This window comes from Marinomonas sp. GJ51-14 (assembly GCF_055808695.1).
Map to the genome: position 1 here is coordinate 3,281,165 of NZ_CM147879.1, position 13,478 is coordinate 3,294,642.

The 13,478-nt window shown below is 40.9% G+C and carries 12 protein-coding genes; 5 read left to right on the forward strand and 7 right to left on the reverse strand.

What is annotated here, in order from left to right; genetic code table 11:
• Positions 1–53 precede the first annotated feature (53 nt).
• Positions 54–3,911 (reverse strand): ATP-dependent RNA helicase HrpA, encoded by a 3,858-nt coding sequence (gene hrpA, locus AC0L3Y_RS15855; protein ID WP_473470641.1) that lies wholly within the window; start codon positions 3,909–3,911, stop codon positions 54–56.
• 200 nt (positions 3,912–4,111) lie between these two features.
• Between hrpA and cysK the strand changes: the two genes are divergently transcribed.
• Positions 4,112–5,077, forward strand: coding sequence for a cysteine synthase A (cysK, locus tag AC0L3Y_RS15860; protein WP_473466148.1), 966 nt, complete (start codon positions 4,112–4,114; stop codon positions 5,075–5,077).
• 113 nt (positions 5,078–5,190) lie between these two features.
• Here cysK and AC0L3Y_RS15865 read toward each other — a convergent pair whose 3' ends face one another.
• The 5 genes from AC0L3Y_RS15865 to AC0L3Y_RS15885 all read right to left on the reverse strand — a co-directional run bounded on the left by AC0L3Y_RS15865 (position 5,191) and on the right by AC0L3Y_RS15885 (position 8,406).
• The gene (locus tag AC0L3Y_RS15865) at positions 5,191–5,559 is read right to left on the reverse strand and encodes a type II toxin-antitoxin system PemK/MazF family toxin (RefSeq protein WP_473466154.1); all 369 of its coding nucleotides are present in this window, start codon (positions 5,557–5,559) and stop codon (positions 5,191–5,193) included.
• Positions 5,560–5,588: 29 nt separating this feature from the next.
• Entirely contained in the window at positions 5,589–5,855 is a 267-nt protein-coding gene (locus tag AC0L3Y_RS15870) for an AbrB/MazE/SpoVT family DNA-binding domain-containing protein (RefSeq protein WP_473466158.1), read from the reverse strand.
• Between the two features lie 141 nt (positions 5,856–5,996).
• Positions 5,997–6,245 (reverse strand): hypothetical protein, encoded by a 249-nt coding sequence (locus AC0L3Y_RS15875; protein ID WP_473466162.1) that lies wholly within the window; start codon positions 6,243–6,245, stop codon positions 5,997–5,999.
• A gap of 84 nt (positions 6,246–6,329) precedes the next feature.
• Positions 6,330–6,866, reverse strand: coding sequence for a DUF924 family protein (locus AC0L3Y_RS15880; protein ID WP_473466166.1), 537 nt, complete (start codon positions 6,864–6,866; stop codon positions 6,330–6,332).
• 1,117 nt (positions 6,867–7,983) lie between these two features.
• A complete protein-coding gene (locus AC0L3Y_RS15885) occupies positions 7,984–8,406 on the reverse strand; it encodes a hypothetical protein (RefSeq protein WP_473466169.1) in 423 nt (140 codons plus the stop codon).
• A 624-nt stretch (positions 8,407–9,030) separates the two neighbouring features.
• Here AC0L3Y_RS15885 and AC0L3Y_RS15890 point away from each other — a divergent pair.
• From AC0L3Y_RS15890 to AC0L3Y_RS15905, 4 genes are read left to right on the forward strand one after another with little or no spacing between them, the layout of a single operon-like run.
• Complete coding sequence (locus tag AC0L3Y_RS15890) at positions 9,031–10,050, forward strand: ABC transporter substrate-binding protein (protein WP_473466172.1); 1,020 nt, start codon at positions 9,031–9,033, stop codon at positions 10,048–10,050.
• Positions 10,051–10,059: 9 nt separating this feature from the next.
• A complete protein-coding gene (locus AC0L3Y_RS15895; RefSeq protein WP_473466176.1) occupies positions 10,060–10,842 on the forward strand; it encodes an ABC transporter permease in 783 nt (260 codons plus the stop codon).
• On the forward strand, positions 10,827–11,558 hold the full coding sequence (locus tag AC0L3Y_RS15900) for an ABC transporter ATP-binding protein (protein WP_473466180.1): 732 nt from the start codon (positions 10,827–10,829) through the stop codon (positions 11,556–11,558). The genes AC0L3Y_RS15895 and AC0L3Y_RS15900 overlap by 16 nt, the downstream gene beginning before the upstream one ends.
• 19 nt (positions 11,559–11,577) lie before the next feature.
• Entirely contained in the window at positions 11,578–11,880 is a 303-nt protein-coding gene (locus AC0L3Y_RS15905; RefSeq protein WP_473466183.1) for a DsrE family protein, read from the forward strand.
• A gap of 303 nt (positions 11,881–12,183) precedes the next feature.
• Here AC0L3Y_RS15905 and AC0L3Y_RS15910 read toward each other — a convergent pair whose 3' ends face one another.
• Positions 12,184–13,293 (reverse strand): hypothetical protein, encoded by a 1,110-nt coding sequence (locus tag AC0L3Y_RS15910; protein WP_473466187.1) that lies wholly within the window; start codon positions 13,291–13,293, stop codon positions 12,184–12,186.
• Positions 13,294–13,478 lie beyond the last annotated feature (185 nt).

Here is a 13,478-nt window from a genome sequence, read left to right on the forward strand (position 1 = left end):
TCGTAATACTTCACACACAGCGTCTAGCAAAAAAGCAAAACGTTATTTATAAATTAAACCAATTTTTTAACTTCTTGCCATTGCTTCGCAAGTCGCTTGTCTGAAATAGGTTCTAAGGTTCCGACAGATTGAGCAAATAAAGAAATACGATATTCCTCTAACATCCAACGGTACTTCACTAACTCAGGGTCATATAATGTTTTTTCGTCATGTGCCTTCTTCTGTCTGACATACATTTGCCAAAGACCTTCTAATTCAGACACATAAGCGTTCTCTTTGTTCAAATGATTTTGAAATCGTTCTAAACGCACCTCAATACCTTTGAAATAGCGAGGAAGCTGCCCCAACCAAAACAACGGAGTATTGCCTATGAATCCTGGGTAAATCAACTCACCAAGCTGAATTTTAATGTCGCCGTAAATTCTGGTCCAAGGAAGTGGGATACTTCCTTTCATCTTCTTAGCAACGCCTTGATAAGAAGAAAGCACTCGATAAAGCTGCTCAGCCATGTCATTTGCCACCGTGATTAAACGCGGCTTATGGGTCAATACAGCTTGCTCGAATTCCGCCTTGGTACGAGGCAAAGCACGCCCATCTAAGAACACCTTATCCAATACTGCATTGAGCAAATCATTCAGCAAGGTTTCTTTATGGCCCAAAGGTGAAAAGATCAACATCGACTCTTTTAGATGAGGTAAGTTCTTTTGTAAATAACGCATTTCTTTACTAAGGGTTAACTTTAATAACGTAATAACACCTTTCCTGTGGGTTTCAATTGCGGTATTTCGGTCATCAAACATCTTCAAAGAGACTTTCTCGCCATCCGCCACTAACGCTGGAAACGCAGTAACCTTAATACCAGCTTGCTTGATTTCTTGGCGCTCAGGAATATCTTGATCTGGCCAAGCGGTTAAACCTTCTTGCTCATGTTGCTTAGTACCAAATTTCGCAAAGCTTTCTTCCACAAGGTCGCTAAATTGACTCTGTAGTTGTCCAAGATCTTTACCTACACCAAGAATTTTCCCACGCTCATCAACCACTTCTAAATTTAGGGTTAGATGCGAGTCCAGCTTTTCCGCGTTCCATTCATTTAATGGAATATCAATCAGTGTTTCTCGCTTGATTTGCAAACTAAGCTGTTCAAGCAAATCCCCTTTGTCTTTTGAAAGATTTGGGTAAATACGATCAACAAATTGTGGAATCGGCACAAAGCGACGACGCAAAACTTTTGGCAAAGAGCGCAGTAAGGCTTCACACCGTTCTTTAATAAAACCAGGAACAGCCCAACCTAAGTCTTCCAAACTTAATTGTCTAAGCAAGCCGACAGGAACTTTGAGTGTCGCACCATCCGTCTCTTTGCCCGGATCAAATTTATAATCAATAGGTAATGCAACACCATTCAAACCAAAAGAATCAGGAAACGCCATATCATCAACATTGACATCTTGGTTGATTAAATCTTCCCGAGTCATAAATAAGCTATCTGGAGACTTTTTAACAAAGTACTCTAGACTTTTTAAATTACGAACATCTGCTGGTAAACGCTTATCATAAAAGGCGAAAACAGCTTCATCATCCACCAAAATATCGCGTTTTCGCAACTTAGCCTCTTGCGTTTCTAACGTTTCAACGAGAGCTTTGTTCTTACGATAAAAAGCGAGTTTCGTACGTAGCTCCCCTTCCACTAAACCAGAACGAATAAAAATCTCGCGGGCTTCTTCTGGATTAATGTGACCATAATCAATACGACGTTTAGCAACAATAACCAAACCATAGAGTGACACTTGCTCACTCGCCATAATACGGCCTTGATTACGTTCAAAATGCGGATCAAAGTATTGTCGTTTTACAAAGGGTGCCGCGTATTCCTCAATCCAAGCAGGATCAATTCTTGCGGTCACTCGCGCATAAAGTTTACTGGTTTCGATTAATTCTGCCGCCATAATCCATTGAGGTGGTTTTTTGAATAACATAGAGGCAGGAAAGATAGATAACTTACGTGAACGACAACCAAGCATTTCTTTACTGTCTTCCATTTTATTGGCAACTTGCGTAAACAACCCTGCTAATAAAGATCGATGAATCGCTTCATAATGACGCTCTTCATGTTGCACTTCTTTAAAACCAAGCTGCTTACAAGCAATCATGATCTGTCTATGGATATCTCGCCATTCACGCATTCGCATGAAATTCAAAAATTGCTTACGACAATATTGACGCAATTGGTTCTGAGACAATTCCTGACGCTGTGTTTCATAGCGCTCCCATAAGTTTAGGAAAACAGCAAAATCAGAATCTTCGTCCTTGTCTACCGCATGAGCTTGATCTGATTGGGTCTTTTTATCTTGTGGACGCTCTCTTGGGTCAGGAACCGATAAAGCACTGACAATAATAGCGACTTCTTTCAAAACACTATGTTGCTGAGCAGCAATCAGAATCCGGCCTAATTTCGGGTCAATGGGTAGCTTGGCAAGTTGGCGGCCAATCGGAGTTAAACGGTCTTTATGTAAAGCGCCTAATTCTGTCAAAGCTCGATAACCATCGTTGATCATGCGTTTTTCAGGCATTTCAACAAAAGGAAATTTCTCAACCGCCCCCAATTTCAAGTTTGCCATCTGTAAAATAACAGAGGCTAAATTGGTTCGGAATATTTCAGGGTCAGTAAATTCAGAACGACTTTCAAAATCTGCCTCATCATAAAGGCGAATACAAATACCATCGGCAACACGGCCACATCGGCCAGCTCTTTGGTTGGCACTGGCTTGACTGATTTTTTCAATCGGCAATTGCTGGACTTTAGAACGAACACTGTAACGACTGATTCGAGCCAAACCAGGATCAATGACATAACGAATTCCTGGAACGGTCAAAGAGGTTTCCGCCACGTTAGTCGATAAAACAATACGACGACCTGAATGGGATTTGAAAATCTTTTGCTGCTCACTCGCACTTAACCGTGCGTACAGCGGCAAGACTTCCGTTGAACGTAACTCTGCACGACGTAAGATTTCAGCCGTTTCTCGAATCTCACGTTCACCGGGTAAAAACACCAAAATATCCCCAGCACCGCGATAACCAGATTGACGCTCTTCGGCTATCAACAGCTCAACCGCATCAAGCACGCCCTGCTCCATACTTTGATCTTCATCCAACTCTTCGGAATCCGATTTACTCAATAAAGGTTGATAGCGAATTTCAACCGGATAAGTACGACCAGACACTTCGATAACAGGCGCGTTTTCAAAATGCTCTGAAAAACGCTCAACGTCGATGGTTGCAGACGTTACAATCACTTTTAAATCAGGACGAGCGGCTAATACTTGCTTTAGATACCCCAACAAAAAATCGATGTTTAAGCTACGTTCATGGGCTTCATCTATGATGATGGTGTCGTATTTATAAAGCAGTTTGTCTTGCTGAATTTCTGCGAGAAGAATACCGTCCGTCATCAACTTGATTAAGGTTTCTTCATTGCTTTCGTCATTGAAACGAACCTGAAAACCGACCTGTTCACCAAGGTTTACTTGCAGTTCGTCGCTGATTCGTTCTGCGACACTACGTGCGGCAATACGCCTTGGTTGAGTGTGACCAATGGTTCCAGCTAACCCACGCCCAGCTTGCAGACACATTTTTGGTAGTTGAGTGGTTTTACCAGAGCCTGTTTCGCCCGCAATTATAATGACTTGGTGATCTTGAATGGCTTTGATGATTTCATCAGCACGGGCCGCAACAGGCAAGCTTTCGTCGTAGGTGATTTTCGGTAAACGAGCAAATCGGGCTTGGTATAAAGCGTTTGATTTTTCAATCATAGCGGTAAGTTCATTTGCCATACGATCGCTAGGTAAACCATCTTTTTGACGTTTCGTCAGTTGCTCTTTTTTACGGATAATAAGATGACGGTCACGTGTCATCACAGCATGATTTTCCATAGTATCTAAAAAGGTATCCTGTCTAGTGGGCGCTTACGTCGCTTAATAAAAGAGCAATACGCGTAGCTTCTATCTATATAGTTGGAAATTCTAACATTAATCCCCATCAAGAGGTTATAGTGAAACCAATATGCTGCGACGATAAGCAGTTATTATTTAACGACTAATAAAAAGGAAATAGTATGTCTAACCACGTTTTTGAAGATAACTCCCTTACCATTGGCAACACACCATTAGTTCGTCTAAACCGTATCGGCAATGGGAATATCTGGGCAAAACTAGAATCCCGTAACCCAGCGTTTTCGGTAAAATGTCGAATTGGCGCAAACATGGTTTGGGACGCTGAGAAAAAAGGCATTCTGAGCAAAGGAAAATCCATTGTTGAAGCATCAAGTGGCAACACTGGTATCGCCCTATGTTTCGTTGCGGCCTCTCGTGGTTACCCTATTACGATCACTATGCCATCCAGTATGAGCGTAGAGCGTCGCCAAGTAATGAAAGCTTTAGGTGCGACAATTGTATTAACCGAACCTGCAAAAGGCATGAAAGGCGCGATTGCTAAAGCAGAAGAAATTGCACAAGACGAAAAGTTTGTTTTGCTTCAACAATTCGAAAACCCTGCTAACCCAGAAATTCACGAAAAAACCACTGGCCCAGAAATTTGGCAAGATACTAATGGTGAAATTGATGTATTTGTTGCAGGCGTGGGCACTGGCGGCACAATCACAGGTGTGAGTCGTTATATTAAAAACACTCAAGGCAAAGCGATTATCAGTGTTGCTGTTGAACCAACCACGTCTCCTGTTATCACACAGACAATGAACGGTGAAGCACCAACACCAGCACCCCATAAAATCCAAGGTATTGGCGCAGGATTTATTCCTAAAAATCTTGATTTGTCTATGGTTGACCGAGTTGAACAAGTATCCAATGAAGATGCCATTGCTATGGCAAAACGCTTGATGCGCGAAGAAGGCATCTTGTGTGGCATTTCTTGTGGTGCAGCGGTTATCGCTGCAGAACGACTAAGCCATTTAGACGAATTTAAAGATAAGAAAATCGTCGTGATCTTACCTGACTCAGGCGAGCGTTACTTGTCTACTGCGTTATTTGAAGGCGAATTTACGGACAACGAACTCGTTCAGTAAAGCCTTTCATAACATACAAAAACCCCGTTTAGGCAAACGCTTAAGCGGGATTTTTTTCATCAACATTAGCGCCAGCTCAAGAGCTCTGACCTTTTTAACTTTATCAAAACCTTTTAACCTTCCATCTCATCCAATATTTGATCGATGCCCATCAAGGTCGCCAGTTTTAATACCGCTTCTTTATAAACCTGATTATTAGCTTGAGTAATAAATTGAGCCTTTCGATGTTTCCAATCTAGCGTCTGTGGCGCATTAGATACAACAACTGAAGGCTTATTTAAATCATCAGCTAGAGACACTTCTAGAGCGCCACCTCGAATACTGGTACTAATCGGCAAACAGATAATCATTCCTGTTTTTGAATTTAAAGCTTTAGACGAAAGCACTAACGCCGGACGCAGTTTGCCAATCTCTTTGCCTTTTTTAGGATCAAAATCAAGCCTGATAATATCTTTCCTATCAGGTACATAAGCTGTTTTCATAAGAGTTTTTCCCTAAACAATCCTCTGAATCAGTATGGCCATTCATTACCAGAAAGTGTCGCTAACTCATCAGCATGAGCCGCTTCTGCTGTCACACCATCTAATAACTGTTCTTCAGAATACGGCCATTTATGCTTCTTCTCTGCTGTGTCTATCGGCTTGATTAACAACCCTTCCGGCAAAATTTCATAGCGAACTTTACTTCCTTGATGCAAGTTCAATGCTTCTGCCGTGACAGTGTTAATTCTGAGGGCCAAACTATTACCCCATTTTTTAACCTCTGTATCGATATTCATACTTTCACCTTTAGATACTTTGACTATCAAAGTATCTGATCAATTAACACTCGATAGAAAAAGTATATACATTGGATCTACAAAAAACCAGTAAACAGCATGTAAAAAATCATTATACTCAAAAGTACCGGAAGCTTTTCATTAATGGGTTTTCTTCGTACCGTAACGAACCATGTCTTTACCGTTTTCAAACACATCTTGAGTTACCCAACGACCTAACACCAACTGCTGGTCATCATCCAGCACAGCCACAAACGGACGACCATTACTGTTATTCGTCGCTAACGCCACGCCGGATACATTGTTAAGGCCTAAACCGCCCATTTCAATCAAACGTAGAAAGGTCTCAAGTTCGTCTAAGGTTTCAATTACATCGTTGTCATCAATCATTCTGTCTACTCTGCTACATCAATAATGGCGCTAGAATAACAGCAATCGAAGCTCGATAAAAATGGGAAGAGATACTTTATGAACTCAAAAGCTTGAACCTTCTTGCTTAAGAAATTCAACTTCTTCTGGTGTTGATACTCGTCCTAAAATCGTATTTCGATGAGGATAGCGACCGAATCTATCGATGATAGCTTTATGCTTATGTTCAAATTCTAAATTACTTGCATTACCTAATGATTCAAACAGCTTCACGGCCTCAATATGAATCAGTTTTGATTCACTGTGCATAAAAGGCATGTATAAGAAACTCCGCTCCGCTTCAGTCAACTCAGTATCAAAACCTTTCGAAATGGCAAACTGAGCCAATGCCAAACCTAAAGCGTCACATGCAAACGATTCCGGTTTGCCGCGGTAAATGTTTCGCGAGAATTGATCGAGAACAATGATTTCAGCAAGGCTACCTAACGCAGTTTCTCGCCAGCTAAACAACTCTCCGGCTTTAGCCTGCTTATGTAATGAACCAAATCGACTTTGGATCATGGCATCAAATTCAGTGTCTTTTTGCCACCAGTGCTTTGGCTCAAGCTCAGTAAACCAGAAGTCTATGATTTCTTTATGCATTTATATTCTCCACTTACAAGACGTTAATAGCGCCTCTCAATGTGTTACGTTTTTGACTTGCGCACGCCAAGGTTATAAAACGCAAGAAATTAGCCATCTATGATGAGAATGCTACACCAAATAATTAAGATACAAGAGTAAAATTAAGTAATGAAATAAAAAGAAAGGAATTGTCGAAGGTTAACTATTCCGCTAGTCACTTTGTTTTCATTTAAACGTGAAATTAATTTAGCGCGAGTTGATTGAGGTTCCCAAAATATATCTGAATCAACCCGCTTTCCTCCTCAATAAGTAGAAAATACCACCCTTAAATATAAAAACCTTCGCCTTCACAGCAGGTTGCGCTTCACTTATCCTGACCTACAAATGGATATTTGGCTTTAGAAGCACAGCAAACACCTAGAGCGAGACCAAGCAATAGTGCTCAATAGTTAGAGTCAAACCCTTCTTTGAAAAAATCTTTTGTATTGGGAGGCTTAGAAGACCAAAAGAGGTTCGCCCCTTTAGCCTGATATCTGGCTATAACTAAGACCTACTTAATCTAAACGATGAGAGTTCATGTTTGCTATTTTTCCTCGGATGGCATCGCAAACAAGCCGATTTAGGCTTTACCCTTCCGCAGCAATGACGGCTTTTCGGTGTAGCTCGTATCCTGCTCTAATATTAAATAAATCTTCGCATTATCAAACAGAAGTAATAATACGAATAAATTATAACTCGATTATTTCTTACAACTCAAAGTTCATCATCACGCATTATAAAAAGAGACTATAAATAGTTTATAAAATTGATATAGATAATAAAATCCAAACATAGAATCACTAACTCACTTACCAAATCAATGACACTTATATCACACCATCAATTCCTTTTTTCAACCTACCGAATCATCACCACTAAAAAACATCACACTCACATTAAATTAAAGATTACAGCCACCTATCAACAGAAATAAAAATCAGAAAACTGTTATTACAACTATTAAAAAAAATACTCAACACTTTGATTTATAAAGATAACTAAGAGTTGAATAATAATTCATAAAAAAGTCACACGGCTCTAAAAAACAGAAACCGCGTAACTTTATTCACAACAATTTACATATTACTAATATGTATTATAGGATTGCTGTTGGTAAAGGAAGAGACTGAATATAAGGAGGAGCCCAAACTAGAGCCAGTTGAGGCCAAGTCCAGCTCAAGTATACTCCTTTTCCTTGATCTACGGCATTAATAGCTATACTTTCAACTCCCCACACCGCAACGATAATACCAATAGCCACAGCTACAGGTGGAACACCCGCGATACCAAAACCAGTACCAATAAGTCCAACGATAACTTTAGATATATCAGTAGCCGATCTTATATCATTCAAAGGACCTTCAGGAATTACAATATGAATTCCCCACCAAAACGCGTTGGCAGTTATTTTATCGCTACTAAAATCGGCATTTAATTGTGACTGCTGAATAGCTTGCATGATTTCGGTTTTATTTTGATCCATGATTGTATGCAGTTCATTTGCAAGTATTGTTGTCATTATAACATCCTTGTTTTTATCGACAGAAATGGCGCTGTCGTTTCGCCTAACACTTAAACAATGGCTAAAAGTAATACCTTAAATAAAATTCAAGCCATTCAATCGTCCATTAATTATGGTTATATTCTGAATCGAATCCTATCGACTCTATCTTCTAATATTTATCATTTAAAAATAAGTCTTACATTACATATCACTTTAATAATTTAAATTATTTTAAACAAGAAATATTTTAAAAATTAAATCCAAACATTAAAACATTCTTAAACACTCTTAATATTAATATAAAAAAATAGTTTTAAAGTTAATGATAAGAAATAAAACCTTAAAAAATCAAAATAATCGATCAGAGCTATATACGCCTAAATAAAATTAGATCATTTGTCCCACTAACTACCTTAAACAGTTCACTTTCTGATTATGGCTATAAGTCCAAGTCAAAGACTTCTTTGAAAATTTCTTTTGTGGGCAGAAGGTTTGGAGGAGAAAAGAGGTTCGACCCATTCTTGGTTTTTCTTACAAAATAGCTTATTTACATAGTTCAAAACGATCTTTAGGATAACTTTAATATTCTTTTAATTTATATATAATTTACTCTAAATTTTAATTATCTGGAGTGCTCCGATGCGTCGATTTATGACTCTAACGGCTTTGTTTTTGTTTGGTTGGAGTAGTTTAGTAACTGCTGCTGAAAAAAACCTTGAAATTGGCTATATGCCTATTATCCCGATCTCCCAAGCCTTTATTGTTTTGGAAAATAACACCTTGGAAAACGCAGGTGTCAGTGACCCTAAATTGTTCCAGTTCCAAAATGGCCCAGCTATTGTTCAAGCATTGTTGGCTGGTCAATTAGACGTCGCCTATCTTGGTATTGGGCCAGCAATGGTTGCCCGTGCGAAAGGTGCCGACATTAAAGTTGTCGCTTCGAACATCGTTGAGCAAATCAGCATGGTGGCTTTGGGCAACTTGTCTCCTTACTTTGAAAATGGTGATGCGAAAACAGCCTTTGCTCGTTTCAAGGCAGACCAAGGCCGTAAAGCGGTAATTTCTACTTTCCCAAGAGGTTCTGTGCCAGAAACCGTATTGCAGTATTGGTTACAAAAACAGCTTGGCATGAGCAGTGACGAAATTACGCAAAACATCGATATTATTTATCAAGGCGCGGCTCAGGTACAACAAGCGCTAATGACAGAAGCCGTCGATGGCGCGGCCATTCTAGAGCCTGTCGTCAGCATTATTAGCGATCGAAAATCCGATGCAAAAGTCGTCGCATCTGGTTCTGGTATGTTCCCTAATCAGCCGGGTGCGGTAATGGTTGTGCGCGAAGCATTAATCAATGAACAGCCTGAACTCGTCAAAGCTTTAGTAAAAGCTCACATTGCTGCTACAACTGAGTTGCGTAACAACCCAGAAGAAGCAGTGAAGTCTGTTGGCAAATACGTTGGTGGCGGACGCTTACCTGCGAAGATTACGCTAACGGCTCTGAAAAATTCACATGATCAGTTTGAAGCGAACCCGAACGCCATCATCGACGGTACTCGTACCATGCATGATTTCCAAGCGAGCCAAGGCACACTTAAAGTCAAAGTTGACCTCGAAGCCTTGTTTGATGTTCGTTTTTACAACGATCTAGTTAAGGAGTAATTCCCTATCATGGCATCACAGGCTCACCCTTTAACACGATCCCGATTAGGACGTGCTTTATTGGGAATCATCGGTGTGGCGGCGTTTGTCATGCTCTGGAAATATGCCCAATCAGCAGGTTGGGCGGCGGCTGGAACCATACCAGACCCATTTAAATTACCACAAGCACTGGCTGATGAATGGACATCCGAGCGTTTATTGCCAGCGGTTCTTTCCAGCTTGGTTCACTACGCTTGGGGTTTAGCGATTGGTACCGCTCTTGGATTCTTGGTCGGTACATTGGCGGCCTCGTCGTCTCTGCTAGACGCACTACACGCTTGGTTAGCACGAATTCTTCGCCCTATTCCACCTTTGGCTTGGGTTGTGTTTGCCATTGCTTGGTTCAAAGTCAGCCATGCAGGTGCTGCCTTCGTTATTGCCATTGGCGTGTTTTGGGTAAATTACTTTGCGACCTATTCTGCAGTGCGCAATGTGGATTCCCGCTTTTATGAACTGGCTCGTGCTTTTGGTCAAAATGGACACTTGCGACAAGCGCTTCAAGTAACCTTGCCGGGAGCCGCTACAGGGATTTTTTCTGGTATTCGAACTGGCATTGGACAAGCTTGGATGACGCTCATCGCCGCAGAGCTTCTAGGCGTTCCTGGAATGGGACAAGAAATGAATTCAGCCGCTGGCGTTGGTGCTTATGAAGTCGTTGTGGTTTACATGCTGATTATTTCTCTGGTTTACACCTTGAGCGATACTCTATTTGGTTTTATTGAAAAGCGAGTGCTGACATGGCGTCCATCTTAAATATCGAAGACTTAAGTTATCACTATGGTAACAATCCAGATCCTGTTTTTTCTGGCTTAAACCTTCGCATGGAAGACGGTGAATTCATCGCAGTTGTCGGTGGCTCTGGTGTTGGTAAATCCACTCTATTACGCTGTGTAGCAGGTTTGGCTACCGCCAGCCATGGCAACATTGAACTTCATGTTGAAGAAGACGACACGCGACGCTCCCGTGGCGTTGTGTTCCAAGATGGTCGCTTAATGCCTTGGCGTAAATTACGCAGCAATGTTGCCTATGGTCTAAAAGGACTTAAGCTAACAGCGGAAGAAAAACGTGAACGCGTAGACGAAGTACTGAAGCTGGCTCGACTGGAAGAACTGGCGGAACGTTGGCCACATCAATTGTCTGGTGGACAAGTTCAGCGTGGCGGCATTGCCAGAGCATTGGCGGTTCAGCCTCACTTGTTATTAATGGACGAGCCTTTTAGTGCGGTAGACGCCATTACTCGTCAACATTTACAAGATCAGTTACTGGCAATCTGGGAACAGACTCGCAAGGCAGTGATGTTTATCACCCATGATATTGAAGAAGCTGTGTATTTAGCCGATCGTGTCGTTGTGCTGTCTGGCTCACCTGCGAATATAGTGTTAGATAAGCGAATTGACCTGCCTCGCCCACGTCATCGCGGCACAGATGGATTACAAAAAATCGCTCAAGACATTGCAAATGCACTTTAATTTTTAAGAGGATATAGCTATGGCAGTTACTCAATTGTTGATCCATGCGCCAACAGTAGATGCTTTAAAACGAGCTCAGAATAACGCCCGTAATTTGCTTAAATTGGAACCTGATGCCCAAGTGGAAATCGTCGTCAATGGCCCAGCGGCGGCATTGGCCGTTACCTTAAGTGACGAGGATATTTTGAGTCGATTGGTGATTTGTCGTAACAGCCTGCAAGCGCAAACGCTTTCCGCTCAGCCTGACGTGAAACAAGTAGACGCAGCGGTTCAATACATTGCTCATCAGCAAATGAAAGGCTGGTCTTACATGCGAGCGTAAGATCTTTGGTCAGTGAATAGTCATGTGAGTAAGAGAGAAGATATAAAAGCTAGGGAAGGCTTTAATTATCTAAATGATGTGAATTCGTTATTTTTTCTCGAATCGCATCACAAACAAAAGCATTTAAACTCTGCCCTTCAGCCGCGACGACGCTCAAATACCTCAATCCAGCGGCTCTGTTTACAGACACAAAAGCGTGATGTGGGTTGATATTTAACACTCGTATAATAGGCAAAAATACATAGGCTATAATGGCACAAGTAAAGCTACATGTTATTTCACTTGTTTGCCTTATTAGCTTACTTACAGTTCTCGAAAGATAGATGTTGTACCTCTAGGAGTTCTAATAATCTGCTGAATCATTGGCTTATAAGGTGCGAAAGACCCGATCTCCAAAGCGAGATTAGAAAGCTTAGTAGAGATAGCTTGAGCATACTCTAAGCAGTCGTATTCGCCATAATCATCTAACGCAGATTTTGCAATCAACTCTAGCTCTTTAACATACCTGTCAAAATCTGCTTTTTTGCAGCGTTGTTTATAAAGCCCATCTGGGTTACTAGGAATTGGGAACCTCACTGATTGAGCTTGTTTGGACTCAGGCAGTGAAATGATCTCTTGAATACAATAAAGCCGATGATTTGCAATATTGATAGGTGCTGAATGCATAACTAAATCTCGATAAGCGCCAAGCTCTTTCAGCCAGCCTCCATCATCCATACATTCTTTAAGATGCTTCTCAAAAGAACTTAATTCACTATTCTTCTTTAATGATTTATATAATCCACCAGCTGTTGTTACTTCTTTTCCAGCCTCCCTTAGCGCACCTCTCCTAGAAAAATTGTAAACAAACTCCGATAAGTAATCGCGCAAGATGCAAGAGTCAAAAAGAAATGAATGGAATTTCTGATATACAGTATCAGTAAAACCATCTTGAAAGCGTTGGCCATGATTGGGTTTTGACTTGATATTTAAAGCATTCAACTGGTCTCGGTATGACAACGAGAGATCTTTTAGCCTTAAGTTTAATGAAGTAAGCTGATAAGAAATTCTTTTAGATAAATCATAACACACCCCATCTTTGTGCTTGAACGACGCATTCCCGACCTGAGACCATAACTGTGTTGCATCCCAGTTTGGCCAAATCTTTTTTTGATCTGAATAGGTTCTCCATTGAGTCGGGGACTCTCCAATTGCCTCACTTTCATGAGTTATAAACTCGAGGCCAACAATTTCAACACCAAGGTTTTTTATCCCAGTATATATTTTCCCATAAGTTGGAATTTTTATTTCACAACGTTTACCACATAAAGTATTTGGCCAAAGGGTAATCAGGTTTGATTGCGGTTTATTGATCGCAAGTAAACCTCCATGCAAGTGAACTTCACGTCCACAGATTGGCCAGTTTTCCGTCACAATTCCTCCTTAAGCTAACATTTTATGATAGCGTGCGTGCCTGCACGTCTACACATTTTCAAAACCGTTTTAATGGCTCTGTAAAATACTGACTCTACAACCATTGCCAGAGCTATTAATAAAACCGGAATCTGGCAAAACGACTTGTCGGAATAAATTCCGACCTACAAGAGCCAGACATAACC

Bases quoted from the DNA above. Each gene is read 5' to 3' on its own strand.
- hrpA (WP_473470641.1), bottom strand. From the start codon at position 3,911: ATGACACGTGACCGTCATCTTATTATCCGTAAAAAAGAGCAACTGACG.
- cysK (WP_473466148.1), top strand. From the start codon at position 4,112: ATGTCTAACCACGTTTTTGAAGATAACTCCCTTACCATTGGCAACACA.
- AC0L3Y_RS15865 (WP_473466154.1), bottom strand. From the start codon at position 5,559: ATGAAAACAGCTTATGTACCTGATAGGAAAGATATTATCAGGCTTGAT.
- AC0L3Y_RS15870 (WP_473466158.1), bottom strand. From the start codon at position 5,855: ATGAATATCGATACAGAGGTTAAAAAATGGGGTAATAGTTTGGCCCTC.
- AC0L3Y_RS15875 (WP_473466162.1), bottom strand. From the start codon at position 6,245: ATGATTGATGACAACGATGTAATTGAAACCTTAGACGAACTTGAGACC.
- AC0L3Y_RS15880 (WP_473466166.1), bottom strand. From the start codon at position 6,866: ATGCATAAAGAAATCATAGACTTCTGGTTTACTGAGCTTGAGCCAAAG.
- AC0L3Y_RS15885 (WP_473466169.1), bottom strand. From the start codon at position 8,406: ATGACAACAATACTTGCAAATGAACTGCATACAATCATGGATCAAAAT.
- AC0L3Y_RS15890 (WP_473466172.1), top strand. From the start codon at position 9,031: ATGCGTCGATTTATGACTCTAACGGCTTTGTTTTTGTTTGGTTGGAGT.
- AC0L3Y_RS15895 (WP_473466176.1), top strand. From the start codon at position 10,060: ATGGCATCACAGGCTCACCCTTTAACACGATCCCGATTAGGACGTGCT.
- AC0L3Y_RS15900 (WP_473466180.1), top strand. From the start codon at position 10,827: ATGGCGTCCATCTTAAATATCGAAGACTTAAGTTATCACTATGGTAAC.
- AC0L3Y_RS15905 (WP_473466183.1), top strand. From the start codon at position 11,578: ATGGCAGTTACTCAATTGTTGATCCATGCGCCAACAGTAGATGCTTTA.